The 25,967-nt window shown below is 40.9% G+C and carries 26 protein-coding genes and 1 riboswitch; of the genes, 24 read left to right on the top strand and 2 right to left on the bottom strand.

The genetic code is table 11. The features are described from left to right. Positions 1–108 precede the first annotated feature (108 nt). The 19 genes from DWX43_RS18755 (at position 109) to DWX43_RS18670 (ending at position 19,866) form a co-directional block, all read left to right on the top strand. Complete coding sequence (locus DWX43_RS18755) at positions 109–459, top strand: hypothetical protein (protein WP_118621420.1); 351 nt, start codon at positions 109–111, stop codon at positions 457–459. A 90-nt stretch (positions 460–549) separates the two neighbouring features. Beyond that, a complete protein-coding gene (locus DWX43_RS27675) occupies positions 550–690 on the top strand; it encodes a BsuBI/PstI family type II restriction endonuclease (RefSeq protein WP_330582292.1) in 141 nt (46 codons plus the stop codon). Continuing rightward, the gene (locus DWX43_RS18745; RefSeq protein ID WP_243099397.1) at positions 659–1,942 is read left to right on the top strand and encodes an SIR2 family protein; all 1,284 of its coding nucleotides are present in this window, start codon (positions 659–661) and stop codon (positions 1,940–1,942) included. The genes DWX43_RS27675 and DWX43_RS18745 overlap by 32 nt, the downstream gene beginning before the upstream one ends. Before the next feature lie 15 nt (positions 1,943–1,957). After that, the gene (locus DWX43_RS18740) at positions 1,958–3,760 is read left to right on the top strand and encodes an ATP-binding protein (protein WP_118621418.1); all 1,803 of its coding nucleotides are present in this window, start codon (positions 1,958–1,960) and stop codon (positions 3,758–3,760) included. Then, positions 3,753–3,980 (top strand): KTSC domain-containing protein, encoded by a 228-nt coding sequence (locus tag DWX43_RS18735; protein ID WP_118621417.1) that lies wholly within the window; start codon positions 3,753–3,755, stop codon positions 3,978–3,980. Before DWX43_RS18740 ends, DWX43_RS18735 begins: the two co-directional genes overlap by 8 nt. A gap of 57 nt (positions 3,981–4,037) precedes the next feature. After that, complete coding sequence (locus tag DWX43_RS18730; RefSeq protein ID WP_118621416.1) at positions 4,038–4,979, top strand: bacteriophage abortive infection AbiH family protein; 942 nt, start codon at positions 4,038–4,040, stop codon at positions 4,977–4,979. Between the two features lie 64 nt (positions 4,980–5,043). Continuing rightward, on the top strand, positions 5,044–6,153 hold the full coding sequence (locus DWX43_RS18725; RefSeq protein WP_118621415.1) for a topoisomerase II: 1,110 nt from the start codon (positions 5,044–5,046) through the stop codon (positions 6,151–6,153). 346 nt (positions 6,154–6,499) lie between these two features. After that, complete coding sequence (locus DWX43_RS18720) at positions 6,500–7,666, top strand: virulence RhuM family protein (RefSeq protein ID WP_118621414.1); 1,167 nt, start codon at positions 6,500–6,502, stop codon at positions 7,664–7,666. A 305-nt stretch (positions 7,667–7,971) separates the two neighbouring features. Further along, positions 7,972–9,270, top strand: coding sequence for a sugar ABC transporter substrate-binding protein (locus tag DWX43_RS18715; RefSeq protein ID WP_118621413.1), 1,299 nt, complete (start codon positions 7,972–7,974; stop codon positions 9,268–9,270). 107 nt (positions 9,271–9,377) lie between these two features. Next, positions 9,378–10,283 carry a sugar ABC transporter permease gene (locus DWX43_RS18710; RefSeq protein ID WP_109730136.1) on the top strand — a complete coding sequence of 302 codons (906 nt, stop codon included), beginning with the start codon at positions 9,378–9,380 and terminating at the stop codon, positions 10,281–10,283. A 2-nt stretch (positions 10,284–10,285) separates the two neighbouring features. After that, positions 10,286–11,122, top strand: coding sequence for a carbohydrate ABC transporter permease (locus tag DWX43_RS18705; RefSeq protein WP_109730137.1), 837 nt, complete (start codon positions 10,286–10,288; stop codon positions 11,120–11,122). Positions 11,123–11,150: 28 nt separating this feature from the next. After that, positions 11,151–12,467: an ADP-dependent glucokinase/phosphofructokinase gene (locus tag DWX43_RS18700; RefSeq protein WP_118621412.1), complete on the top strand. Its 1,317-nt coding sequence runs from the start codon at positions 11,151–11,153 to the stop codon at positions 12,465–12,467. A 98-nt stretch (positions 12,468–12,565) separates the two neighbouring features. Continuing rightward, on the top strand, positions 12,566–13,429 hold the full coding sequence (locus DWX43_RS18695; protein WP_118621411.1) for a ketose-bisphosphate aldolase: 864 nt from the start codon (positions 12,566–12,568) through the stop codon (positions 13,427–13,429). Between the two features lie 29 nt (positions 13,430–13,458). Beyond that, entirely contained in the window at positions 13,459–14,304 is an 846-nt protein-coding gene (locus DWX43_RS18690) for a MurR/RpiR family transcriptional regulator (protein WP_242995955.1), read from the top strand. 94 nt (positions 14,305–14,398) lie between these two features. Continuing rightward, positions 14,399–15,085 (top strand): D-lyxose/D-mannose family sugar isomerase, encoded by a 687-nt coding sequence (locus DWX43_RS18685; protein WP_118621410.1) that lies wholly within the window; start codon positions 14,399–14,401, stop codon positions 15,083–15,085. A 278-nt stretch (positions 15,086–15,363) separates the two neighbouring features. Then, positions 15,364–15,456, top strand: a complete 93-nt coding sequence (locus DWX43_RS27440) for a putative holin-like toxin (protein ID WP_018593238.1) — start codon at positions 15,364–15,366, stop codon at positions 15,454–15,456. A 344-nt stretch (positions 15,457–15,800) separates the two neighbouring features. Then, complete coding sequence (gene asnB, locus DWX43_RS18680) at positions 15,801–17,339, top strand: asparagine synthase (glutamine-hydrolyzing) (RefSeq protein ID WP_118621409.1); 1,539 nt, start codon at positions 15,801–15,803, stop codon at positions 17,337–17,339. 16 nt (positions 17,340–17,355) lie between these two features. Further along, positions 17,356–18,231 carry an AraC family transcriptional regulator gene (locus DWX43_RS18675; protein WP_118621408.1) on the top strand — a complete coding sequence of 292 codons (876 nt, stop codon included), beginning with the start codon at positions 17,356–17,358 and terminating at the stop codon, positions 18,229–18,231. A 261-nt stretch (positions 18,232–18,492) separates the two neighbouring features. Continuing rightward, the gene (locus DWX43_RS18670; protein ID WP_118621407.1) at positions 18,493–19,866 is read left to right on the top strand and encodes a dicarboxylate/amino acid:cation symporter; all 1,374 of its coding nucleotides are present in this window, start codon (positions 18,493–18,495) and stop codon (positions 19,864–19,866) included. Between the two features lie 6 nt (positions 19,867–19,872). On the opposite strand, the gene DWX43_RS18665 is transcribed toward DWX43_RS18670, so the two are convergent. Continuing rightward, positions 19,873–20,742: a DNA methylase gene (locus tag DWX43_RS18665; protein WP_109730144.1), complete on the bottom strand. Its 870-nt coding sequence runs from the start codon at positions 20,740–20,742 to the stop codon at positions 19,873–19,875. Positions 20,743–20,744: 2 nt separating this feature from the next. Beyond that, positions 20,745–22,016: a DNA methyltransferase gene (locus DWX43_RS18660; RefSeq protein WP_207666098.1), complete on the bottom strand. Its 1,272-nt coding sequence runs from the start codon at positions 22,014–22,016 to the stop codon at positions 20,745–20,747. 217 nt (positions 22,017–22,233) lie between these two features. Then, a riboswitch (TPP riboswitch) is annotated at positions 22,234–22,340 on the top strand. Positions 22,341–22,515: 175 nt separating this feature from the next. Between DWX43_RS18660 and thiS the strand changes: the two genes are divergently transcribed. The 5 genes from thiS to DWX43_RS18635 all read left to right on the top strand — a co-directional run bounded on the left by thiS (position 22,516) and on the right by DWX43_RS18635 (position 25,938). Further along, the gene (gene thiS, locus DWX43_RS18655; protein WP_118621406.1) at positions 22,516–22,713 is read left to right on the top strand and encodes a sulfur carrier protein ThiS; all 198 of its coding nucleotides are present in this window, start codon (positions 22,516–22,518) and stop codon (positions 22,711–22,713) included. Positions 22,714–22,717: 4 nt separating this feature from the next. Beyond that, positions 22,718–23,347: a sulfur carrier protein ThiS adenylyltransferase ThiF gene (thiF, locus tag DWX43_RS18650; RefSeq protein ID WP_118621405.1), complete on the top strand. Its 630-nt coding sequence runs from the start codon at positions 22,718–22,720 to the stop codon at positions 23,345–23,347. Beyond that, positions 23,347–24,120: a thiazole synthase gene (locus DWX43_RS18645; protein WP_118621404.1), complete on the top strand. Its 774-nt coding sequence runs from the start codon at positions 23,347–23,349 to the stop codon at positions 24,118–24,120. The genes thiF and DWX43_RS18645 overlap by 1 nt, the downstream gene beginning before the upstream one ends. An 89-nt stretch (positions 24,121–24,209) precedes the next feature. Then, on the top strand, positions 24,210–25,346 hold the full coding sequence (thiH, locus tag DWX43_RS18640) for a 2-iminoacetate synthase ThiH (protein ID WP_347559310.1): 1,137 nt from the start codon (positions 24,210–24,212) through the stop codon (positions 25,344–25,346). Beyond that, the gene (locus tag DWX43_RS18635) at positions 25,339–25,938 is read left to right on the top strand and encodes a thiamine phosphate synthase (RefSeq protein WP_118621402.1); all 600 of its coding nucleotides are present in this window, start codon (positions 25,339–25,341) and stop codon (positions 25,936–25,938) included. Before thiH ends, DWX43_RS18635 begins: the two co-directional genes overlap by 8 nt. The last annotated feature ends 29 nt before the right edge of the window (positions 25,939–25,967 follow it).

Genomic DNA, 25,967 nt, shown 5'->3' with positions numbered 1-25,967 from the left:
CATATTCATTTATTTATCAGCAGGAATAAAGTGTTTGACAAAGAAGATGTTTCGTAGGAAACGATTATTATTAAAGTAAGGAAGACGCAGATTCAGCCAGAAGAAGTGGTGATTACATCTTCACAGAACAACAATGATTTTGAGAATGTAACGGAATTACGAGCACCTTATGGCGTTATTGTGTCGGGTGCAGACAAATATGTATATTGGGTTACTGACCAGAATGAAATTGAGGTTTTGGAAAAGTTGAATAGGTTGGGACATACATTACCAGATATTGGATTAAAAATGAAAACAGGTTTAACAGTAGATTTTAGAAATCGTAACATTCTGAGGGATGAGAGTGAGGTAGGTGCAATTCCACCATTTTATTCACAGCATATCCAAGATGGTATTGTGAGATTCTCGATTAACAAAGAACATGAGTATGTTGTTACAGATCAAAGAGGATTGAAGTAGCAAAATTTCAGTAACATCTGTTGGTCCGATGGATCCGAAACGTATTATTGAAGTTTCGGAAATGACGAAGAATATAACTGCTGGAAAAAAATTGTAACAGCCTTCCAGAATTTTACAGTATTCAAAAAATTCTCGGAGAGTCTGGCTTGGGAAACAGAAGTGTGGATTTCAGAAATGCCTGACCATATGATACATTTGAATGGAGATAGGTTTATGGGACCGAGAAAGTAGGGAAAAGAAGATGGTAAATATGTTTTTTGATCCAGCAGAATATATTAAGGGAATTCAACAATTACTAATATCGGATAAAAAAAGAATTGCATTTCTTTGTGGCGCAGGAACTTCGTTGGCTAAGAAGAATAAAGAAACAAAAAATGCGCCAGCTGTTGCAGCAATGACAAGGAATGTTGTGAATGAGTTAAAAAAGAATCCCAAGTATGAAACTGCTATAGATGAGATTGTAACTGAAATTACACAGGAGAAATTTAATATAGAATCATTTTTATCAAATGTTGAAGAAAAGAAAAACATTATTGGTAAAGGGCAGCTAAATGGTTTGAATAAAAAGGGATTTGAAGATTTAGCTAAAGAGATTGAAAAATTAATCCATAAAGAAGTTAGTATTCATGAAAAAATAAGTGATAGTGATTATCCTAATATGGTACATAATGATTTTGCAAAATGGATAATAAAGGCGGAAAGACAATATCCAGTAGAAATTTTTACGACCAACTATGACTATTTATTTGAAATGGGATTAGAGAATAATGACATACCATATTTTGATGGATTTACGGGGGGATATAAACCATTTTTCCTTGCAGAGTTAACAGAAAATTTCACATATTTACCCAGACAAACAAAATTATGGAAAATACATGGTTCATTAGGGTGGAAAATAGATGATAAAAAAAGAGTTATTAGAACGAACCCTGATGACAAAGATTTACTGATTTATCCATCAATATCCAAATATGAGAATTCAAAAAAGTTGCCATATACTGCATTGATGGACAGGCTTTGCAATTATTTAAAACAATCTGATTCGGTACTTTTTGTTTGTGGCTATTCTTTTAGTGACGAACATATAAACGAACGAATATTGTCTGGATTAAGAGGCGAAAGTACCTCTCATGTATATGTGTTTTTTTATGATATTGTGTGGAACGGAAATGAGAAAATTTACTCTTTTACGGAATCACACCCACTCGCACAAATAGCATTAAGCAATAGTCGTGTATCAGTATTTGCATGTAGAAATGCTGTTATTGGTGGTCAGTATGGGGAATGGTGTCTAAAGCGGGAACCAGATTCAGATGATACAATAAGTGTAAATCTTTTTTTTGATGAAGATGCTCCAGAAGATGTGAATGTACCATTGAATACGGAACAAAGAGGAAATGAGGGATGGACAGGTAAAGGAGAGTTTATATTGCCAGATTATGCGAAATTTATTGCATTCTTACAATCATTGATTTACTAATTTGGAGGATATTGAATGAATTCAAAACAAACAGTCATAGGTGAGATAATAAGCGTTAATGGAAATGCAATAAGTGTCCATTTGTTAAATACTGTAAAATCAAATATGATAATAATTGAGGGGATTGTATATAGAATAGGACAAATAGGGTCTTTTCTAAAAATACCATTAGGATATGCAATTTTGTATGCGATTGTAACTCAAACAGGTGCAGCTGCTATGCCAGATAGTTATCGTGAATTGTATGAAAATGATCCGACTGCAATCCAAAATCAGCAATGGTTGACAATGGTATTAGTAGGAGAACAACAGGGAAATAAGTTTTCACGGGGAGTATCACAATCGCCAACAACGGGTGATGCTGTTCATTTAGTTACTATTAAGGATTTAGACATCATATATGGAAAATATGATGAATTTACATCCATAGATGTTGGAAATATTAGCATTTCTGAAAGCTTAAGAGCAAGAATAGACTTGAATAAATTAGTTACTCGCCATGCTTGTGTATTGGGTTCAACAGGAAGCGGAAAATCAAATGCAGTAGGTGTTTTATTAGAGTCAATAGAGAAAAAGAAATTTCTTAATTCAAGGATTCTACTGATTGACCCACATGGAGAATATAATAGTGTTTTTAAGGACAAATCTATTGTTTTTAAAATTCATGCAAATGCAGATGAAAATCAAAAGGAGTTGTATATTCCCTTTTGGGCTTTACCATTTGAGGAACTTATAAACTTATTTGGTGGAACCTTAAGTGATGTGAATCGGGAATATATTAGAAGTAAAATAGTAGATGCTAAAATTAAAACAGCGGGGGAGATGCATTTACAGGTTGAAAAAGAGTTTATTTCCGCGGATTCTCCTATACCATATAATATAAAACAATTATGGTTTCAGTTGGATGACTTTGAAAGACAGACTTTTTCAGAAAGAGCAAAGCCTGAGACTAAGACATCATTACGTGTTGAAGGAAATGCAGATGAACTGGTTTCAAATGAATATCAACCTGCAAGTGCTGGAGGCGGTAGTCCCTTTTTGAATAATCAAGCGAAGGGGATTCTGACTTTCCTTGATAATATGCGTTTAAAATTAAAAGATTCAAGATATAGCTTTTTGTTTGAACCTGGTGAATATAATCCGAATCAAGACGGAGTAACAGATAAAGCATTAGGTGAATTGCTTTTGCAATGGTTGGGTAATGCAGGCAAAATATCAATACTAGATTTTTCTGATGTCCCGAGTGAGATTATGGTATCTATTGCAGGTACTTTGCTGAATATTGTTTATGATGCATTATTTTGGGGACAAAATCTTTGCGTTGGAGGTAAGCAGCAACCACTTTTGGTTGTACTTGAAGAGGCACATAATTATTTAAAAGCAGGTGAAAATTCTATTGCATCAAGAACTGTACAAAAGATTGCTAAGGAAGGTAGAAAATATGGGGTGGGATTGATGCTTGTGACCCAAAGACCATCAGAGCTGGATGAAACGGTATTGAGTCAGTGTGGAACAATAGTTGCATTGCGGATGAATAATAATAAAGACAGAAGTCATGTTCGTGGTGCAATACAGGACGAATTACAAACAATGATCGATTTACTTCCAAGCCTTAGAACAGGAGAAGCGATTATTTCGGGAGAAGCTGTTCAGATACCATCGAGGGTTCAGTTTTATAAATTGGGAAATGCACCAAAAGGATCGGATCCAAATGTAGTAGAATGTTGGATGCATGAACCACAAGTAGATGCTTTATTATATCAAAAATTAGTTACAATGTGGCAAAACCAACAATTTAAGGAGAAGGAAAATGAGTGATTATGGAGTGGACATGGTTCCTGTTAGTTCATCGAATGTAGATAGCGTTGGATACAATGATGAGCAGCAAATACTATATGTAAGATTTTTAAATGGTTCACTATATATTTATAAAGGAGTGAGCATGTATGAATATGATGGATTGCTTAATGCACCTTCTGTAGGTTCATATTTGCATAGAAATATTAGAAATGCATACCCATATGAAAGAATAGAATAAATGGATATGTAAAATATTTTCTCAATTTAGCATTAATAGAAAAATGAAGGAGACAATATGGGAGCTTTATTTATTGCTGGAAATGGATTTGATATAGCCCATAGAATTCCATCGAAGTACAGTGAATTTAGGAAATACTTAATTAGAAATTACCCGGATGCACTTAAATATAGAGATGAAAAAATATATTTAAATGATTTTGATTATATTGATGCTGACGAATTTGCAGCAGAAATTTTGTTAAGTACAATGGATAAAGTAGAGGGAGAAGATTGGCTGAATTTTGAAGCGGCATTAGCTCATATAGATTTTAGTAATAAGTTTCCTATGCCAAATCATAAGGAGAATGAAACACAAGAAGAGGATAATGCTCTTATGAAAAACTATTTATTATATATGGATATGGTTTCGAGTGGATTTATTGCATGTACTGAATGGTGGCAGGATTTCTTTCAGAAGTGGATAAGAGAATTGCAGATTACTATTAAAGTTTGCAATTATGAAAGCAAGAAAAGTTTAAAAGAACTTTTTAGGGGAACTGAAATTCTGTTTTTCTCTTTTAATTATACAAAAACATTAGAGAAAATCTATGGAATCAAGGATGTTACTCATATACATAATAGTGTTGGACAAAAGCTAGTTTTTGGTCATGGAGAAGATGATGCAAAGTATGAAGAAAGAAACATGGATTCCATGCTTGGTTCTTCCTTTCTAGATGATATGGTAATGTCATTTAGGAAAGATACTGAGTTTCCAATGATAAGGTGTAAAAAATTTTTTAAGAAACTTAATCGTAATATTGATAAAGTTTATTCATATGGATTCAGTTATGGAAAAGTAGATGGTACTTATATCAAGCGAATAATAAACAGTATTTCCCCAAATGCAGTATGGTATTTTACCGAGTTTGAAACAAAGGACTCAGAAGCATTAAGGATTAAAAAAATTAAGTTGCGCAATTATGGTTTTAAAGGAATATTTGGTGTATATAATGGTTAAATGTAATAATTGTCCGCATACTATGCGGACGATTATTTTGGATTTATAAGGGAGATAAAAAGAAATGTATTGGAGTACGTGGGCATATGCAGAACACCTAACAGAATTACTAAAAAAGAATCAACAGGAAGTTTTAAATATATACGCTAGACTAAGAGCAAAAGAAGGAAAAGAATATTGTTGCTCTTTACAGTCGCTACATAATACGATAGGTTCAAAGAATAATACATTTGTGGATAGCATAAGGACGGAATTTATTAATCCAAAAGATTTTGAGGCACAGTGGATAAAGGGATTGTGCGATTCATATGGAGATAAGATTTATGAGGGAGCGAACGGACAGTATCAATATATTATTCTTGAGATGATGAAGTATCCTATTTGTAGAGAATATATTCATAGATTTTTGGAAAGAAATTTTTATCGGAATTTAAAAGAGAGAAAGCGATACAAGCCATCTGAAAATCTATGGGAAGTATGGTTTGGTAGTAATCCATTATACTGGGGCATATTGATTAGTCCGGCATATAGAAATGGTGTATGGACTAATGATGTTAGCGAAATTAGACGTGCCGATTATGAGTATTGGACAATTGGGCATATTTTAGAGACGGGTATCGTTGTACCAAATAATCCAAAACCATTTCAGTTTTCCGATTTACAAGCATTTATTAGTTTTTATGAACAAATAGTAATGAGGCTATCTAAGTCAGAATATGAAAAGGAAATAATGAGGAGATATTTTACGTATCTTAAAATAAAAAGTGATGTAGAAAACACTCCGTTATTAATACCTGAATTCCGATTTGATAATGACCTGATAGTCCACAAATATCGATTGGATTTTACAATTTTAAACCCATTTACAAGACAATTAATAGGTTTTGAAATAAGTCCTCAATCTACTCATATGAATATTAAAGGAATAAGAAGTAAGACGCAGATACAAATGAATGAAGATATTAAAGAGCAGTGGGAAAAAGAAATGGCGAAAAGAAATGAATTTTTCAGACAGTACGGGGTTACGACAATTACATTTACAGATAGAAATCTACAAAATATTGATGATTGTTTTTATACCATTACAGAGTACTTAGAAATGCGAGATGTAGAAAGAACTTCATTTGAAGAACAAGAAAAAAGATTAGAGAAAATATTAATGAAATGTGGATGATGCAATTAAATTATTTAGGATACACATAAGTTTGGAAAATAGATTGTTTGACAAAAGTTTAGGAAAGTATTGGCTTTAATAATTTCGAATAAGAGAATAGGAACTGAAAAATATAGAGAATATGATGATGAAAAGACACAAAAGTGTACCGAAAATCACATGAATTACATCATCCGCATCCGAATTCGATTAGTACGAACGTATACTGAATTATTATAAATGACAGGTAATCTATATGATTGCCTGTCGTATTTATATAAATTAGAATTGTCTCGATATTCATAACTAATTGTTGTCAATATGAATATAGAGACCGATAATTAATTGAAAGGAGACTTGCAGATATATGGATAATAATGGAAACATACTAATTTATCAAAATGAAAAAGGTGACACTAAAATTGATGCATTTTTCAATGACTCTACAATATTGATGTCACAAAGAAGTATTGCAGAATTATATCAAACCTCCGCTCAAAATATTACATTACATATTAAAAATATATATGAGGATGGAGAATTGGAGGAAAATTCAACTTGTAAGTATTACTTACAAGTTCAACAAGAGGGAAATAGGCAAGTTCAAAGAGAGATAAAAGCCTATAATTTCCAAGTTATTTTAGCCATCGGATACCGTGTTAGAAATAATATAGGAATACACTTTAGAAATTGGGCTTCTTTAATTCTGACGGAATATATGCAAAAAGGGTTTGCAATGAATGATGAAAGATTGAAAAACCCGAAAGAGTTTGGTGCGGATTATTTTGATGAGTTATTAGAACGTATCCGGGATATACGTGCATCGGAAAAAAGGGTATATTTAAAAGTACGTGATATATTTGCGACATCCATAGATTATGATCCAAAATCCGAGGCGGCTGAAATATTTTTTAAAACTGTTCAGAATAAATTACATTACTCTGTTCATGGTCATACTGCCGCTGAACTGATTCTGGAGAGAGCAGATGCGGCAAAAGATAATATGGGGCAAACTACATTCAAAGGTGCAAAGGTTCGTAAATCGGATGTAACTATTGCAAAGAATTATCTCAATGAAGAAGAGATAGAGAATATGAACAGAATTGTAACAATGTATCTGGATTATGCAGAGGATCAGGCAAAACAGCATATCCCCATGCATATGAAAGATTGGGAAGAAAAGCTAAATGCATTTCTAAAGTTTACAGGAAGAGAAGTTCTGGATAACGCTGGTTCAATTTCAAAAGAGATAGCAGATAATTTAGCGATGAAACAGCATGATTTATTTGAAGCACATAGAAGAAAAACTGTAGATTATGATAATGTAGAGGCTCTTCCTGATTTACCTGAAAAAAAATTACTGATTTATGGCAACATTTTGCATCAAAAATTGCATCTGAATTATACTGAATTACTCCAACTCGTAAAGGGCTGGAGTAATTTTATGTCTACTCGCATTACTATTTGTCTAATACGATTTTTCATCCGAAAACCGATCCTGCCAACATCTTATATAAAATACAATCCCCCCTAAATCTAAATCTACTTGGTCACCTGAAACATATGAAATAAAATTACTTATCACAGCTTTTTAACCGTGATTTTGCACAAAATAAAGATACTATATTAGTGCATATTTATGTTTATGCATATAACCCATAAAAAAGCATTGACAATATGAAATTTTATTTTATAATAGACTTATACAAAAAGCATAATTAATTGGGGTTAAAGGCCGGAAAAATTGTCAAATAAAGACAAAATATGCGCCTTTAATAAGAAAATAAAGATTCTGAACTCAAAATGCTGAAAAAAAATTTAATTTAAGGAGGAGAAGTTATGAAAAAGAAAACGGTTATGAAGAAGGTGCTTTCTATTGGCCTGGCAAGTGCTATGGTACTTTCCTTAGCGGCTTGTGGCTCCGAAAAAAAAGAGGACGAAAAGAAACAGGAAGGTGACAGTAGTGGTGTGACACTTGAATTCCAACAGTGGTGGGGTGTAGAGCTTCCGGAAGGTGCACTGCAGAAGATTTGTGATGACTTTACGAAAGATACAGGAATCCAGATTGAACTTTTGAGCAATCCATATGCCGACACGAAGACACAGATTGCAGCCGGTGCAGCGGCAGGCACAATGGCGGATGTAGTAGGGCTTGATGGTGCGTGGGTATATGATTTTGCAAAACAGGGTTCCATTTCAAATTTAACAGAACTGATGAAAGAAGACGGCTATGATGACTCACAGTTGTCAGACCAGATTAAATACGAAGGAAATACATACATGATCCCGGTTGTGAATTTTGCATATCCATTGTATGTAAATATGGATATTCTTGAAAAGGCAGGGGTTTCTGAGATTCCGGCCACCTGGTCAGAATTTTTGGCGGCACTGGATAAGATCAAAAATAATACAGATGCGGCAGGATTTTCTATTCCATTATCCACAGAGGCACCAAATGGTATCCAGAATCAGTTTATGACATGGTTATGGGCTTCAGGCGGATCGATGCTGAAGGATGGCGCGCCGAACTTAGAAGGTAATAAAGACCTTGCCAAGGTGGTTGATTTTGTGAAAGAGATGAAAGATAAGGGCTACATCGCTGATGGGGCAGAGGCTATGAAGGAGCAGGATATGGTAAATGAATTTGAAAACGGACGTCTTGCATTCATGGTAGATGGAATTTCACATTTGACACTGATCAAAGAAGAAAGCCCGGATTTGAATTTTGACTATGCAAAGATGCCTGTCATGGACGGATACGAAGGCGAGAGTGGAATGGATGTTGCAAACTGGGGAATTGGAATTGCTGAGAATTGTGAGAACAAAAAAGAGGCTATGCAGTTTGTAGAATATCTTATGAGCCCAGAAGTAAATGCAGAGTTAGCACAGCTTGCAAATGCATTCCCTGGCAATGCGAATGCTAAGCCGGATTATTCTCAGAACGATGAATTATTCAAAAAAGCATTTGAGATTTTCCAGAGTGGGTATGCAACAAATGAGTTTACAGGCCTTCCGACATCAGAAGATCTCATGAGAAGTTTCAATGAGCAGTTAGTGTTATATCTGGATGGAGATACAGCATCTGTAGATGAAATGTTAGGAGCAGCCCAGAAAGCCTGGGAGCCGGCATTTGAATAATTAGGAAGAATATATTTTCAAAGAAGAACAATACGGGCTGTGCGTACGCGTGCAGCCCGAACAAAAAACGAAGGGAGTGAGATGAATTGGCAAAAGGCGGTAGGTTCATGAACCAAACAGCAGGGAAAGGCAAGAAGGATATCTTAAAAAGACAGGCTACACCGTATGTATATTTATTACCCACGGTCGTCTTAATGTTTATATTGCTGGTGATACCGATTCTTATGGTCATCAGATATTCATTTTATGATAATGTGATTATTAATAAGAATCCGGTATTTGTGGGATTGCAGAACTATAAGGCAGTATTATCCGATCCGAATTTTCTTGTTGCGATAAGGAATACACTGTTCTTTGTAATTGTCAGTATTATAGCTCATCTTATCATAGGGATGGTGTTTGCCCTAGTTCTGAATACCAGATATCTTGGAGACAAAACGAAAGGTATTTTCAGAGTGATTTATGCACTGCCGTGGATGTTTACAGCATCAGTCATTGCGATTCTGTGGAGAATGATGCTGAATCCCAATGGTGTGATCAATTATCTGATTACATCAATGAATCTTGTGAATGATAATATATCATTTCTGGCTTCCAGGGATATCGCTCTGAAAGCGGTTACTCTTATTAATATCTGGTCTGGATATCCGTTTTATATGATTAGTATTTTGGCAGGCCTGCAAGGCATTTCCACAGATTTGTATGAAGCCTCCGCTTTGGATGGGGCGAACGCAGTCCAGACATATTTCAGGATTACAGTGCCACAGCTAAAGCCAATTCTTATCAGTCTTCTGATGTTGGATTTTGTATGGACATTACAACAGTTTGCTTTGATATGGATGACGACTGGTGGTGGACCGGTCAATGCGACAGAGACGATCAGTACTTATATATATAAGCAGGGATTCACGAAATATCAGTATTCGATGGCATCGACAGGGGCTGTAATTCTTCTTATTGTATGTACAATTATTGGAATCTTCTATGTCAGACAGCAGAGATCGGGGGATTAGGTATGATAGGAAAGAAAAAAGTATCGGTTCAGATTTTAATTGTTATTATCTTAATTCTGGGTGTCATATGGGCAGGGTTCCCTATTTTGTGGATGTTCCTGAACTCCTTTAAGCCTAATGCGGAAATTTTTGCATGGCCTCCGACCTGGATCTCTGAGAATTTCAGCTTTGACGCGTATAAGGCGATATTTTCCAATCCGGAGCAGGTAAGGTTCTTTGTAAATAGTTACGTGATTGCAGGGCTGGTTGTAATAGTAACTTTGATCGTAGGAATTATGGCATCGTATGCCTTCAGCCGTTTTAATTTTCCGGGGAAAGGGCTGATCAATACAATTATCGTAAGTGTACAGGCAGTTCCGCCGATTACGTTATTGATACCTTATATCAGCCTGATCGTGACTCTCAGATTGTATAACACATACGGGGCGCTGATTCTTACATATTTAGTATTTACGCTTCCGTACTGCATTTTGATGACAACGGGATATTTCAATACGCTTCCTAAGGAACTGGATGAGGCTGTTATGATTGACGGAGGTTCCCGCTGGAAAGCATTGTGGAAAATACTTGTTCCTACTGCAATACCGGGACTGGTTTCAGTTGGAATGTACACCTTTATGCAGGCATGGAATGAATATTTGTTTGCATTAGCCCTGACTAAGACAAATGATATGCGTACAGTGCCGGTTGGTATCAACCTCTTGATGGGGCAGCATGCATATGAATGGAACCAGATGATGGCTATGAGTGTACTTGGATCGCTGCCAATTCTGGTGCTCTTCCTTTTCTTCCAGAAATATTTCATTGCAGGCATGACAGCAGGATCGGTAAAGAATTAATAAGCATTGCCAGAAAAGAGGTGAGAATGTGGAAATAGAACAGAAATATGAACATGCTTTTGAAGAACTAGGGGAAATCGTACAGACACGGGTGGAGAAAAAACGCTACACGGCAATGGGATATACGAGCAACTTAGATCTTCTGTGTGATTTCCGGGCAGAGCTTTTGAATCAGATGCTTGAAGAATACCTTCCGGACGGGAGGCTGGCGGAGATGGGGATCGTAGACAGTATACATACGATGGAAGAGCTGTTATCGACGATTGTATACTATTGTTCACGGGGAATAGGTGGTGAAGCGGATATTGAAGATACGAGGCTCGTAGAAGAGTGCTTTCCATTTCAATACGGGATGGGGGGAACTGCGGTTCAGGCAGCGCTTGCTCTGGCGGAAATCGGATGTCCGTCTCTGGTGCATTTGACAGACGATTCAAAAGAGGTGTGTGATTTACTAAAAACGCCATCTGTCTATACAGTTTCTCAGGAAGGGCAGCTGGTGCATGCGGACGAATTGTCCCAGACCCAGAGTCAGGAAGTTCATTGCATCATCCAGTTTAAAAAAGGAGATATGATCAGGCTGGGGAGTCAGGAGGTGACCATCCCCTGTTCCAACCGTCTGATTATTACTAAGATTACCGTAAATGAATTTGTACCATTTTCAATACCATATTTTGAGTGGATAGAGAAAAATGCAGAAAATGTAAGCAGTAATGTATTGTCAAGCTTTAATGCGCTTTTAGATCCAAAGGTTTTAAAGGCACGTCTTGATTTTGTGAAGCAGCATGTGGAAAAATACCGCAGGAATAATCCGGAAGGAATCGTTTTCTTTGAAGATGCCCACTACCATAATAGTGAGGTGAAAAGGCTGTGTCTGGAAACCGTCTATTCGTGTGTAGACATTGTAAGCCTGAATGAGGACGAATTGAAATATACACTGAAAGAAATGTATGATTTTGATGTAGATACTGAGAATATTATTTCTTGTGTACAAGGCGCAAAATTTATTCGTAAAAAGTTTGGGATACATAAGGGGGTCATTGTTCATACGAAAGATTATTCCATGTATGTAGGGGATACGCTGAAAGCAGATATAGAAAAAGGCCTGATGTATGGAAATATGCTGGCAACAGCAAAGGCACAGAATGGCTGGTATGGGACAAAAGAGCAGGTCAAAGAGGTGCTGGGATTTGAATTAAGCCCGAAAGGGGCAGAGAACTATCAGAAAATTAAAGAGAGTGAATATCAAAAAGAAGTCATACTGGTTCCTTCCAAATATATAGATAAGCCCAGATATACGATTGGATTGGGGGATTCCTTTGTGGGGGGAGTGCAGATGTGCTTTTGAGTAAAATTAAATATGTGAATGAAATTTTATTTCATACAATGATTGACATTATTCAATGTCTGAACTAAAATAATAGAAGATATGCGGAGGAAATAGCTATGTTAATGAACATGAAAGAAATCTTATCTGTTGCAAAGGAAAATAAATTTGCGATTCCTGCATTCAATATTTCCGATTATTCAATGTTTCTTGGGATAATGGATATTTGTGAAGAGACAGATTCTCCAGTAATTATCGAGATCCATCCGGATGAGTTGAGTTTTACAGGGCCGGAAATGGTAACAGCTATCAGGGAAATGGCGTATAAATCACCGGTCCCGGTATGTATTCATCTGGATCACTGTGGTGATTTCGGGAAAATCATTTATGCGATTCAGGCAGGATTTACATCTGTTATGTTTGACGGAGCGGAGCTTTCATTTGAAGACAATATCGAGAATACTAAGAAAGTAGTGGAAGCTGCTCACCCGGCGAATGTATCTGTTGAAGCAGAGCTCGGAACGATTGGATCTACGGACCCGGCTGATTTTGAAGGGGGAACAGCTAAGATTATCTACACAGATCCGGAGGATGCTGCTAAGTTTGTTGCTGCAACGGGCGTGGATACACTTGCTATAGCAATCGGAACGTGTCATGGCCTGTATCCGGCAGGAATGAATCCAGAACTTAAGCTTGATATCTTAAAAGAAATCGAAGCAAAGGTGGATATACCGCTGGTACTTCATGGTGGTTCGAATAACCCGGATAAAGAGATTGGGGAAGCTGTGACATTGGGCATTAATAAGATTAATATTTCATCTGATATCAAAGTTGCATATTTCCAGAAAATGAGAGAAGTACTGAAAGATGAGAGCTTAAGAGAACCTAATGTAATCGAGCCGGTTTGTATGGAAGCTATGAAAGCGTGTGCAAAACAAAAACTAGAATTATTTCAGACGATAGGAAAGGCCTCATTATATTAAGGGGATACTTAATATAGGAGAAAGAGAAAGTGGACAATACGATATTTGAAAAAGAAGCATTAGAAGTGATTAAGGAAAATTATGATTCTATATTTTCAGCAGAAAAGAAGGTAGCAGACTTTGTGCTGCAGAATCCTCAGAAGGCGGTAGACTCTAATGTTTCAGAGCTGGCAAAGCAAAGTGGTGTGAGTGATGCGACTGTTGTCAGAATGTGCCATCACATAGGGTATACAGGATATTACCAGTTCAGGATAGCCTTGAGCCGGGAATTAGGAAGAAAGCAGTATGCAACATCATCGCGTTTGCAGAATAAGGATGAGGTGGGAAAGGTATTCCACGATTATGCAGAAGCAATGATAGCAATAGGTGAAAGAATCGACGTGGATGTTATGTGGAAGTGCGTTAACCTATTGAAGACATGCAGGCAGGCACACCTTATGGCAGTAGGAAATACATGTCCGCTGACTCAGTATATGGGATTTCGTTTGGGAAGGCTTGGAATTAAGAGTACATATAATGTGGCAGCAGAATATTTTTTGAATCATGTGAATCTGGCTGATCCGGATGATATTCTGATAGCTATTTCACAGTCGGGAACATCCAGACAGGTCGTACAGGGTATGGAACTGGGTAAGGAAAAGGGACTTAAAATTATTGCAATCACCGCATTTGCACAATCACCGGTGGCTGCTCTGGCAGACTATGTGCTGCTTTCTGCTGGCAAGGAAGAGCCTTTTAATTACTATAAAGGATATGCACACCTGAATGAAACGGCAGTGATTGATGCACTCTTGAATTTTGTTATGAATGAAGAGCTGATTAAAAATAAACAGGCTGATAAGCCGGAGATTATTTTGTCAGAATATAAGATGTAATTCTGACTCTTGCTGGAACAGCGGTTTTACCTTTCGTGTCGATGTGCATGACTGGTGTACCGCTGTTCTTTTCTAAGATTAAGGAGGAAAAAGAATGAAGCGTTCAAAAATCAATCAAGTCATAAAAGATATGGAACAATTAATCAAAAAGCATGGTTTTGAGATGCCCCCGTTTGCATCATGGACAACGGAAGATTGGGGGAAGGCAGGGCATGAGTACGATGAAATAAGGGATAACAAGCTGGGATGGGACATCACAGACTTTGGCCTTGGAAAATTTGAAGAGGTAGGTTTTTCCTTATTTACAATCCGGAATGGAAACCAAAAGATGAAGGAGAAATATAAAAAGCCTTATGCAGAAAAGCTTCTGATGCTTTACGAAGGTCAGACAGCCGCAATGCATTATCATGTGAGCAAAATGGAAGACATCATAAACCGGGGCGGGAATGATGTATATATCACCGTATATAATGGAACTAAAGAAGAAACCATGCTGGATACAGAGGTGGAGGTATGCTCTGATGGGAAGAGGGAGATGGTTCCTGCAGGGACAAAAGTGCGGTTAAGACCTGGTCAGAGCATTACGATTACGCCATATATGTATCATGATTTTATTGTCCCGGAAACGGGGGGACCGGTACTTCTCGGGGAAGTTTCTATGTGCAATGATGATGACAATGATAATTTCTTCTATGATAAAGCGGTAGGTCGTTTTCCGGCAGTGGAGGAGGATGAAAAGCCGTACCGGCTTTTATGCAATGAGTATCCTGATGTAGAATAGAGAGGGGATATGGTATAGAGTAACATTTTGCGGAAAACTAAACTGCTGTAAAATTTTAAGTTGAATTTTACAGCAGTTTCTTGTGTAATAAAACTACGAACAAGAATAATAATATCAGAGTCTGATATATGGAAACTATATTTGTGCTAATTTTTTTATATTATCAATGAAAGATGGTGAGATTGATTCTTTCTCAATCTTATAATAAGATTTCCCTATGAGCACCGTGTACAGGGTGGAAGCCTCCCATACTTTACTGAAGAGGGGAGGTGGTGCAGATGGATACATACGAGGTTTTAAGCCTTCTGTTTTTGGGCGGCTCGTTCCTGATAGCATTGCTGACCTATATAGATAGGAATAAGCGAAAATAAAAAATGCCTACCCTGTCGTGCCAACAGGATAGGCGCGTCTGAAAAGACGTAAAACCTTAACTTGAGGGCTTCCACCTTGTGGGCGGATGCTCTATTTATATGTTTAGTATATACTAGGAACAAAGATATTGCAAGGGCATGATATCTGGTCTGGTTATAGTGATTGGGATTTTGTTACTGTCTACAGGTTGCCTGTTAACAGTAACAAAGTTTTGGGAAGCCCATCCCATATCCCACCCCATTTGTTGCCCAATATTTAATAATATGCTAAAATGGACAAGTAAATCAACTGAAGAAGTCAAACTATTTATAAGAAAATTTATTTATACGAAAGGAACACACTCATGATAAAAATTCAGGAATACAGTGGACATATTCGAAACTGGGAAGCGCTTTGCAGGGAGCTTGAGATTGACTCTTCTTTATCGAGGGAAGAGCGTGAGCAGGCAATTTTAGTGAAGGCATATGAAGCATGGGGAGCTGACATGGCCAATCACATGCATGGGATGTTTGCATTTGCCCTTTGGGATGACGAGGAGAAGAAGCTTTTCTGCCTGAGGGATCAGTTTGGCACGAAGCCGTTCTATTATTATGAGACGGCGGACGGGAAGCTCCTGTATGGCACCTCTGTCCGCAAGATTATGGAGCAGCCGGGATTTGTGAAAGAGCTGAATGAGGAGATGCTGCAGTTATATCTGACGTTTACATACCCGGCGGGGGAGAACACTTTCTTCCGCGGCATGAAGAAGCTTATGCCGGGGCATTATCTGACATGGCAGAGAAGGGAACTGAGGATTCACCGATACTGGGCGCCGGAATTTCATCCGGACGAGAGTAAGTCTCTTGATGAGTGGGCGGATGAGATCCATACAACGCTTCAGGAGATTATGACGGAGGTGAAGTCTGCTGATGAGACTGCACAGTCATTCCTGTCAGGTGGGGTGGATTCTTCTTATGTACTGGCGATGTCTGATGTAAAGATGGCGGATTCCTGCGGCTACGAGGAAGAACGTTTTGATGAATCGAAATTAGCACAGCAGACGGCAGATATTCTCGGGCGTAAGTTTTTCAGACGTGTCATTACCCCGGAAGAATATTTCGCAACAGTTCCTTATGTGATGTACAATATGGAGCAGCCACTCGGGGATGCTTCGGCCATCGTGTTTGCCATCGGCTGTAAGGCTGCGACCGACCATACGAAGATCTGCTATTCCGGGGAGGGCGCAGACGAGTTCTTCGGTGGATATAATATGTACCGCAATGCAGAACGCTACGGGGAAAATCTGAAGACGTTTTATGTCGGCAATACAAACATCATGAAGGAAGACGAGAAGAAACGGATTCTGAAAAAATACGATCCGGACGTTCTTCCGATCGAACTGGCGGAACGGATTTATGAGGAAACGGAAGGGCTTGACCCGCTTTCCAAGATGTCAGATGTAGATATCCAGATCTGGCTTGAGGGAGATATTTACCTGAATGTCGATAAGATGAGTACAGCTGCCGGACTGGAGATCAGGATGCCGCTTACGGACACAAGAATCTTTGATATTGCGTCAAGGATGCCTTCAAAATATAAAGTAAACGAAGAACAGAATAAGGTGGCGTTCCGCACGGCTGCGGCAAAAGTACTGCCGGAAGAAATTGCTTTCCGTAAAAAACTGGGATTCATTGTGCCGATTCGTATTTGGATGGCAGACGACAGATACAATCAGGATGTGAGGGAGAAATTCCACAGTGAGATGGCTGAGAAGTTCTTCAATGTAGACGAGATCAATGCGATTTTCGACGACTACATTGGCGGTAATTCCGATAACTGGAGAAAAATATGGACTATCTATACATTCCTTGTCTGGTATGAAGAATACTTTGTAAAACGCTAAACAGGAGGATGCAAAGATGGACTGGATGCAGGGCTTGCAGAATGCGGTCGATTTTATAGAGGACCATATTGGGGAAGAGATAGACTACGCGGAGGTTGCAGCGCAGGCTTATTCATCAAACTTTCATTTCCAGAGGGTCTTCCATATTATCTGCGGATATTCCTTAGGCGAGTATATCCGGAACCGGAGGCTGTCACTTGCGGGGACGGAATTATCCGCGGGCGGCAGTAAAGTGATTGATGTTGCACTGAGGTACGGCTATAACAATCCGGAGAGTTTCAGCAGGGCATTCACCAGATTCCACGGGATTACGCCCCAGCAGGCGAAAACCGGGAATGTGAATCTCAAATCCTTTTCCAGAGTTTCCGTAAAACTGATACTAGAAGGTGGAACGGCAATGGATTACAGAATTGAAAAGAGAGAATCCTTCCGGGTGATTGCAAAGAAGGAAAGGTACGGGGGCGGCGAAGAGGAGAACACGCAGAAAACGATACAGGCCACATGGGCGGAGTGTATAGAGAATGGTACGATCGACACTTTATGCAGATACCTGCGTCCGGAAAATATATTCGGCGATGCCATCGTGGGAATCAGCATGGGGGAAATGCGAGGCAAAGATTTTGACTATGCGATTGGGGCAGCATATACAGAAGGTGAAGTCGAAGAAGGCCTGACAGTCGAAGAGATACCGGCTGCAACATGGGTGATTTTTCCGTGCACCGGGGCCATGCCGGACGCATTCAGGGAGCTTTGGAAGAAAATATACACGGAATTTTTCCCTGCGAGTAAATACCAGCCGGCCGGGGGCGTGTGCATTGAAGTGTATCCGAGTGCAGAAGTGGATGACCCGGACTATCACTGCGAAATCTGGATTACAGTAGAAGAAAAATAAGGTTTTGACAAGAGAATAAAAGTTTTTTCCGGTGTGATTTGTGCCGGAATCTTAAAACGCACAGCAGGACTGTACTGAACGTCTGCTGTGCGTTTTTTAGAGTTATTGAATAAAAGTACTGGGAATTACAGCCACTTTATAGAAATCGCCAATAAATACATGATAAATTTCTATTTGATGGATAAGCTACAAGGTAATAAACTATAGAAGTATATCTAAAAAGGCATCATTGTCATAGCGGAAAGAAAAGGAGATTTTTATATGGACCTTTTGTTAAGTATAAACTGGACAGCGCTGCTGGTGCTGGCCATTGCATTGCTTCTGTTTAAAGTATTGAATTATATCGCTTACAAAGTAAACTGGACACTCGTGATACTGAGCAGTCTTGTGATGGGGGCTGTATTGGGTATCTTATTTTCATCAAAGGATAATGCATCGCTCATCTGGCTGGAACTGATCGGTAAGATCTATGTGAAAATCATCACGGCTCTGGTTGCCCCGGTCGTCCTCGTTTCTGTGATATCCGGTTTTATTTCACTGAATAATAAAGAAAAGATGAAAAGCATCGGACTAAAATCCGTTTTCTGGCTCCTGCTTTCAGCGGCGGCCGCTATTGCCCTGAGTATGTTCTTTGGAATTGTAACAGGGATTGGTAAAAGCGGGGGCGCCGTATTTTCGGATATTTCTTCGGTAACAGACAGCACGCTGTCTTCCTATGAGGGAATGAAAACATCGTTTGACCAGGTTCTGCTGTCCCTGTTCCCGGCGAATGTGATCGGGGATATGGCATCAAACAATGTGACCGCCATCATCATCATTGCGATTGCCGTGGCAGTTTCTTATGTTGGTGTAGCGTCTGAGGAAGGGGAAGAGAAAGTAAAAGGATTCCGGGATTTAATAGAGGCGGTCAAGAAAATTATATACCGTATTCTGGCATATGTGATCGACCTGACTCCTTACGCAGTACTCTGCCTTGTAGCGGGATCGGCGGGGAAATTATTCAGCGACAGGGCTGCATTGATCCAGCTGGTTCTGCTTGTTGCGCTGATCTATTTTGTAAGCTTCCTGCATGCCTATGGTTTTAATGCCATTCTATTGAAGTTTTATGCAAAGGTAAGTCCGGTCAGATTTTTTCGGAAAATTTTTGATGCACAGGCCGTCGCATTTACGACGCAGAGCAGTGTCGGATCGCTTCCTGTGACAATCGAGGGGCTGACGAAGAAAGCCGGGGTAGATGAAGAAGTGGCAAACTTTACCGCGCCGCTGGGAACGACGATTGGCATGCCGGGCTGCACCTGTATCTGGCCGGTGCTTCTGGTTCTGTTTTATGTCAATGCGGCGGGACTGGACTGGGGAGTGGGAGAATATGTTATTCTGGCATTCATGACACTGGTGCTGTCTCTCGGCGGGGCCGGAGTGCCGGGCATAGGAGTCGTCTCAGCGGTTGCACTGTTCAGTGCAATGAACCTCCCGGTCGCAGCCGTTGTGCTCCTGATGCCGATCAACAATATTTCAGACATGGCCCGCACACTGGTAAATGTTACGACCGCAAATGTTGCGGCCGCAGTCGTTGCACGGGGCACAGACCTTCTCGATGACGAGATATTTCTTACAGAAAAGCAGGGGAACAAATAAAAATATTTAGAATAACTTATTTAAAGCCCTGACCGCATCTTCCTGAGACTGGAAGGGCAGGGGGATCTTCTCACCATTTGAATATTTAATTACAATCTCATACTGGTAAAAATGTTCTGCGCCGAGTGTCTGTGTGGATATTCCCTTAGAAATATGTGCACATGCATCGGCGGCGTTGGAACATTCATTGGAACTGCCGTACAATGTCACGACATCAATCCCGGTGACTTTACTCTGGAGGGCATCTCTTAAACCGTCGCAGAACGCAGTCAGCTGGCTCTGGTTATTGTCAAGGAGGGCTTTGGCGATCACGTCTGTCTGCTCCTGAGTCAGCGCTTCGTACTGTTCCACCCGTTTCTGAAGTTCTTCTTCCGGAGTATCTTCCTCCCAGTGGGCGTCGATTCCCTGAGTGGCAAATGCCTTTTCGATTTCCGCCATTGAGAAGTATAAGATGCGGAAACCTTCTGATTTTAGCTGTCTCAGCGAATTATCCGTAAAATCCCCTGCAAGCACCGCGCCAAAGAACGGTAAATAAATATTGTATCTGCTGATTAACGGTTTGATGGCCCCGGATATTTCTTGGGCCTTGTTTTTTGAATGTTTTGTATACCGTCTCCATGCCATCTCGATGAAAGCGCGGGGATGGCCCATGACAAACTCGCTGCCTTTTTCCTCAATCACGATGTCCAGTTTGTGCTTATTCTCGTTGACATCGGCCCATATGACCTCTTTTCGCCCGTTTCTGGCAGGTCTTTTATGCTTATAGTCCAGATACATTCCGTATTCTTCTGCAATCGGCCTGCAGTAATTAATGATAGTCAGTTCCAGCAGGTCGCCGATAATCTGCCCGAAACGATGTGCCGGTGATTTTGCCATTTTTACCCCCTCACCCACAGGCGCCCTTCTTTTAAGGGAACGCTGTGCTTTCTGTTTTTCCATTTTACATTTCGATCACGTGTCTTTTCAAACCAGTATTCTTTAAAACCTGCGGAAATAGCCAGTCTCCCCAGCCATTCATCGACCGGGACATAAATCCCGTAAGGTGCGGAATCACCGATTACAAAGCAGGTCAGGGAACCATCCTTGCAGACGCGGCGGAGGTTCTTCCAGATTTTAGCGAGATCCAGAAAATAAAGCGCGATCATGGTATGATAGTTCTTTTTGCCGCCGTGGAGCTCCTTCTCGGCGTCTAACTGCCTGCAGACGTCCAGTATTTCCTCATAGATCGGTTTAAGCAGCGGTGACTTCAAAAATTCATAAGTATCTTTGCGCTCGCGGGAAACCATCTGTGAACAGGAGCGGACGAGATTTGGCCGTATCTTCTTCTGCAAATCCCCCCAGCCCTTGATTTCCCCGAGTACGGACAGCTCCAGACGGGTCGCGTCGGCATAATCATAATTATTCGCATACGGGGGAGAAGTGATAATCAGATCTACGCTGTCAGCAGGGACGTCAGAATCCTCCCTTGCATCCTGAAATAACAGATTTGCTTTGGATTCATGGGAATGGGCCTGCATATACTGCATGTCCCCGCACATGATGTCTGTCTGTTTCTGAAAGGCTTCGTATGCATCCGCGACCCTTGCCTTTGTTTTATTGGGTAGCACATACTGCCATGTGGCGGTTCCGGCATGAGAAGCGCTGCGCAGGATTGAAATAAAATTCATCCATGCCAGAAGATATTCATCTGTATCATCCTTATTGATTTCCAGTGCTTTTCTTAAATAATTTATTTTTTTCAGATTATCGATATCATAGCTCTTATAAACGATATCAGGATAAGTATACATCTTGGTCTTTAAATGCTTCGCACAATCCAGTATCTTATCGGCCTCGCGGATGAACAGGTCCGTGTTGGCAGGCCATGATAGCTTGGCTTTTGCTACTTTATAGACAAACGGATGTCCTTCATATCCAATGGATGAGATCCCCATTTTATCACATACTAATAGTGTTGTTCCGGAACCGGCAAACGGGTCCATAACGGTGACGGCATCTTTCGAAAGCTGGCTGGAGGCCAGATATTCATGAATCATACTTTCAACCCACTCTGCTGAGAAACCGGCTGAATAGCGGTACCACCTGTGGAGTGGAAGGGACATATTATCGATGAAAGTTGAAGTGCTGTCTTTTTGAATGCTGTTAGCCATCGTTGTTTCCTTTCATTTTTGGTCTGAAATTACAGTATAACACAAAATTTAATCCCGAAGGGTTCCTGATAGAATTTCCAGCATTTTTTTAATCTTTTCACGGAGGACGCCTACTTTATGTTATCGACCTATATTGTAACAAATAATCGCAAAAAAGTACAGAATTTGCTTTTTTCAAGCTTGACAAAAATTTTGTGATCATGTATATTTATACACATAAATTGAACAGGGGAGCTTATAGATAGGCTGAGAGGAAGTTGTGAACTTCGACCCATATACCTGATTTGGATAATGCCAACGTAGGAACGGAAGTAAGTAATATTACGGGAAGTGCCTGAGGCATTTCCCGTTTTTGCGTTTTGGCTTTAAATTACATAAGCAGTACCGACGAGAGTGAATGAGAGTTCATGAAGGGGTGCACCACCGCGGGTGTATTTCTTTTGTGAACTCTTTTTCCATTATAAAAGAAATATGAAAATAATCGAGAGGAGGAAATGATATGCTGAAAGTAAACGGAAAGGACAGGATGTTTACGGCCGGAAAAACCGTGATGGACCTGCTTAGGGAAATGAAATACCCGGCGGAACGTGTAGCCGTTGAAAGAAACGGGGATATCGTGCCGAAGAGATGTTTTTCCGAGGTCTGTCTGGAGGACGGGGATACGATCGAGGTTGTAAGTTTTGTGGGAGGGGGCTGATGATATGCTGACATTCGAAGAAATAGAAGCGGCGCTTATCCAGCGGCATACAGAGGAAATACAGAAAAAACTGAAGACTGCGAAAGTGGCGGTGGCCGGGCTTGGCGGACTCGGCTCCAATGTGGCCTTTGCGCTGGCAAGGATCGGCGCCGGGCACCTGCACCTGATTGATTTTGACCGGGTGGATATCACCAATCTTAACCGGCAGCAGTATTTTATCCGGCATATCGGCCTGTACAAAACGGAGGCATTAAAACAGGAGCTTGAGGAAATCAATCCGTATCTGGATATTAAGACAGATTGTGTGAAAGTGACGCCGGAGAATCTGACAGAGCTGTTTCAGGAGGAAGATATTGTCTGTGAGGCGTTCGATGAACCGGAGGCAAAAGCAATGCTGGTCAACGGGATTCTGGAACATTTTCCGGACAAGTTTCTCGTAGCGGCATCCGGCATGGCGGGATATGGCGGCAGCAATGCGATTCATACGAGGAAGATTACAGAATATTTTTACCTGTGCGGGGATGAGACCGCAGAATCCGCGCCCGGAAATGGGCTGATGGCGCCCAGAGTGGCACTCTGCGCCGCCCATGAAGCAAATCTGATCACAGAATTAATTATAGGAGGAAAAGAATAATGGAACAAAAAGACACACTGGTCCTTGGGGGACATTGTTTTGAATCACGTTTTATCTTAGGTTCGGGCAAATATTCACTGGAACTGATACGGGCAGCCGTGGAAAAGGCCGGGGCACAGATTATTACACTGGCCCTGCGCCGGGCAAATGAGGGAGGAATGGCAAATATTCTGGATTACATACCGGAAAATGTAACGCTCCTTCCGAATACTTCAGGAGCCCGGAATGCTGAGGAGGCAGTGCGGATAGCCCGTCTGTCCAGAGAAATCGGGTGCGGGGATTTCGTGAAGATAGAAGTGATCCATGACTCCAAGTATCTGCTCCCCGACAATTACGAGACAATCAAGGCGACGGAAATTCTGGCAAAGGAAGGTTTTATCGTAATGCCTTATATGTACCCGGATCTGAATGCGGCGAGGGACCTTGCAAATGCCGGTGCAGCCTGTATCATGCCTCTGGGATCACCGATCGGTTCAAACAAGGGGCTCTGTACAAAAGAGTTTATCCAGATTCTGATCAATGAAATTGACCTTCCGGTCATCGTGGATGCCGGCATCGGGAAACCTTCACAGGCCTGTGAAGCAATGGAAATGGGCGCGGCAGCGGTCATGGCGAATACGGCGATCGCGACTGCCGGAGATATCCCTGCAATGGCCGAAGCCTTTAAAAAGGCAGTGGAAGCCGGGCGCAGTGCATATCTTTCAGGGCTGGGCCGTGTACTGGACCAGGGGGCAAGCGCCTCATCCCCGCTTACCGGGTTTCTGGCAGAATAGGAGGAGAAATGGGCAAAGAGAATCATGTAAATGAAAGTATTTTAAATGCTGAAATCAAGGAATGGCAGAAGAAAAACCGCATCGACCATATGACCTATCTTCCGGGAATGGAAGTAATCGAATCAGAAATTCAGGAACAGGTATTATCTGCCATGAATACATACGATTACAACAAGTATACAGAAGCGGATGTCCGGCGTGCACTGGCACACGACAACCGCACACCGGAGGATTTTGCGGCGCTTCTATCCCCTGCGGCGCTGCCCCTTTTGGAGGAACTCGCACAGTGTGCAAGAATAGAGACGAGGAAGCATTTCGGAAACGGTGTGAATATGTTTACCCCTGTCTACATAGCCAATTACTGTGAAAATTTCTGCATTTACTGCGGGTTTAACTGTCATAACAAGATTAACCGGGCACAGCTTGGCGAGGAAGAGATCGAGAAGGAGATGAAGGCGGTTGCAGAAAGCGGGCTTGAGGAAGTCCTGATCCTGACAGGGGAGAGCAGGGCAAAATCCAGTGTGGAATATATCGGAAAAGCCTGTGAAATTGCACGAAAATATTTTAACGTCATCGGTCTGGAGATATATCCCGTTAATTCGGATGAATACGCTTATCTCCACAAATGCGGAGCAGATTATGTGACAGTATTTCAGGAAACCTACAATGCAGAAAAATATGAGACACTCCACCTGGCCGGGCATAAGAGAATCTTCCCTTACAGGCTGAATGCACAGGAGCGTGCACTCAGAGGCGGGATGCGGGGCGTTGGTTTTGCGGCGCTGCTCGGACTGGACGATTTCCGCAAAGACGCATTTGCGACGGGAATGCATGCCTACCTACTCCAGAGAAAATATCCGCACGCCGAAATCGCATTTTCCTGCCCGCGGCTGCGCCCGATTATCAATAACGAGAAGATCAATCCGATGGATGTCCATGAACCGCAGCTCCTTCAGGTAGTTACGGCCTACAGACTGTTTATGCAATATTCGAGCATAACGGTTTCGACAAGGGAATGTGCACGGGTAAGGAACAATCTTGTCAATATTGCGGCCACGAAGATTTCCGCCGGCGTCAGCACGGGAATCGGCGAACACGTGGAAGACATCGAAGAGAAGGGCGATGACCAGTTTGAAATATCGGACGGGCGTTCGGTGGAGGAGGTCTATCAGGATCTGCTTGATCTGGACCTGCAGCCGGTCATGAAGGATTATCTGTATGTGTAGGGGGGAAGATTGTTATAAAAATATCATCGCGGTTACAAACAGAAATTTATGTGACCGCCCTTACATGGAGCAAATCGAAAGAATCTGCTCCAGGCATCCGAAAGCGGTGCTGGTCAGAGAAAAAGATTTGCCTGTGGATGAGTATGCACGCCTTCTGGCACAGGTGCAGGAAATCTGTCTCAGATATGGCGTGCAATGCATTGCACATACTTATACAGATGCGGCTGTACAATGTGGAATTGATGTGATTCATTATCCTATGAATCTTCTGCAGGATGAGATGCATCACCACGTATCTAAGAAAAAAATACTTCATATAAGGAAGAAGGGAGCTTCGGTACATTCCGTTGGAGAGGCACTTCTGGCAGAAGCGCTGGGAGCGGATTACCTCACGGCCGGACATATTTTTGAGACCGGATGCAAAACGGGAGCAGCACCCCGTGGGAAAGATTTTTTACGTTCCGTCTGCACAGCCGTGAAGATTCCGGTCTACGCGATTGGCGGGATGAGCGCGTCGGAAAAATGCGTGGAAAGTATGGTTTTATGCGGCGCAGCAGGCATATGTGTGATGTCAGAATGTATGCAATGGTAAAAGTGCACAAAATTTATTTTTGTAATTAT

The sequence above is a fragment of the Clostridium sp. AF19-22AC genome (genome assembly GCF_003479085.1).
Lineage (GTDB): Bacteria > Bacillota > Clostridia > Lachnospirales > Lachnospiraceae > Faecalicatena_A > Faecalicatena_A orotica.
Note: the sequence above shows the minus strand (reverse complement) of the source record. Positions and strands in the feature narration are given on the sequence as shown.

Bases quoted from the DNA above. Each gene is read 5' to 3' on its own strand.
- DWX43_RS18745 (WP_243099397.1), top strand. From the start codon at position 659: ATGGAGATAGGTTTATGGGACCGAGAAAGTAGGGAAAAGAAGATGGTA.
- DWX43_RS18740 (WP_118621418.1), top strand. From the start codon at position 1,958: ATGAATTCAAAACAAACAGTCATAGGTGAGATAATAAGCGTTAATGGA.
- DWX43_RS18735 (WP_118621417.1), top strand. From the start codon at position 3,753: ATGAGTGATTATGGAGTGGACATGGTTCCTGTTAGTTCATCGAATGTA.
- DWX43_RS18730 (WP_118621416.1), top strand. From the start codon at position 4,038: ATGGGAGCTTTATTTATTGCTGGAAATGGATTTGATATAGCCCATAGA.
- DWX43_RS18725 (WP_118621415.1), top strand. From the start codon at position 5,044: ATGTATTGGAGTACGTGGGCATATGCAGAACACCTAACAGAATTACTA.
- DWX43_RS18720 (WP_118621414.1), top strand. From the start codon at position 6,500: ATGGATAATAATGGAAACATACTAATTTATCAAAATGAAAAAGGTGAC.
- DWX43_RS18715 (WP_118621413.1), top strand. From the start codon at position 7,972: ATGAAAAAGAAAACGGTTATGAAGAAGGTGCTTTCTATTGGCCTGGCA.
- DWX43_RS18710 (WP_109730136.1), top strand. From the start codon at position 9,378: ATGAACCAAACAGCAGGGAAAGGCAAGAAGGATATCTTAAAAAGACAG.
- DWX43_RS18705 (WP_109730137.1), top strand. From the start codon at position 10,286: ATGATAGGAAAGAAAAAAGTATCGGTTCAGATTTTAATTGTTATTATC.
- DWX43_RS18695 (WP_118621411.1), top strand. From the start codon at position 12,566: ATGTTAATGAACATGAAAGAAATCTTATCTGTTGCAAAGGAAAATAAA.
- DWX43_RS18685 (WP_118621410.1), top strand. From the start codon at position 14,399: ATGAAGCGTTCAAAAATCAATCAAGTCATAAAAGATATGGAACAATTA.
- DWX43_RS27440 (WP_018593238.1), top strand. From the start codon at position 15,364: ATGGATACATACGAGGTTTTAAGCCTTCTGTTTTTGGGCGGCTCGTTC.
- asnB (WP_118621409.1), top strand. From the start codon at position 15,801: ATGATAAAAATTCAGGAATACAGTGGACATATTCGAAACTGGGAAGCG.
- DWX43_RS18675 (WP_118621408.1), top strand. From the start codon at position 17,356: ATGGACTGGATGCAGGGCTTGCAGAATGCGGTCGATTTTATAGAGGAC.
- DWX43_RS18670 (WP_118621407.1), top strand. From the start codon at position 18,493: ATGGACCTTTTGTTAAGTATAAACTGGACAGCGCTGCTGGTGCTGGCC.
- DWX43_RS18665 (WP_109730144.1), bottom strand. From the start codon at position 20,742: ATGGCAAAATCACCGGCACATCGTTTCGGGCAGATTATCGGCGACCTG.
- DWX43_RS18660 (WP_207666098.1), bottom strand. From the start codon at position 22,016: ATGGCTAACAGCATTCAAAAAGACAGCACTTCAACTTTCATCGATAAT.
- thiS (WP_118621406.1), top strand. From the start codon at position 22,516: ATGCTGAAAGTAAACGGAAAGGACAGGATGTTTACGGCCGGAAAAACC.
- thiF (WP_118621405.1), top strand. From the start codon at position 22,718: ATGCTGACATTCGAAGAAATAGAAGCGGCGCTTATCCAGCGGCATACA.
- DWX43_RS18645 (WP_118621404.1), top strand. From the start codon at position 23,347: ATGGAACAAAAAGACACACTGGTCCTTGGGGGACATTGTTTTGAATCA.
- thiH (WP_347559310.1), top strand. From the start codon at position 24,210: ATGACCTATCTTCCGGGAATGGAAGTAATCGAATCAGAAATTCAGGAA.
- DWX43_RS18635 (WP_118621402.1), top strand. From the start codon at position 25,339: ATGTGTAGGGGGGAAGATTGTTATAAAAATATCATCGCGGTTACAAAC.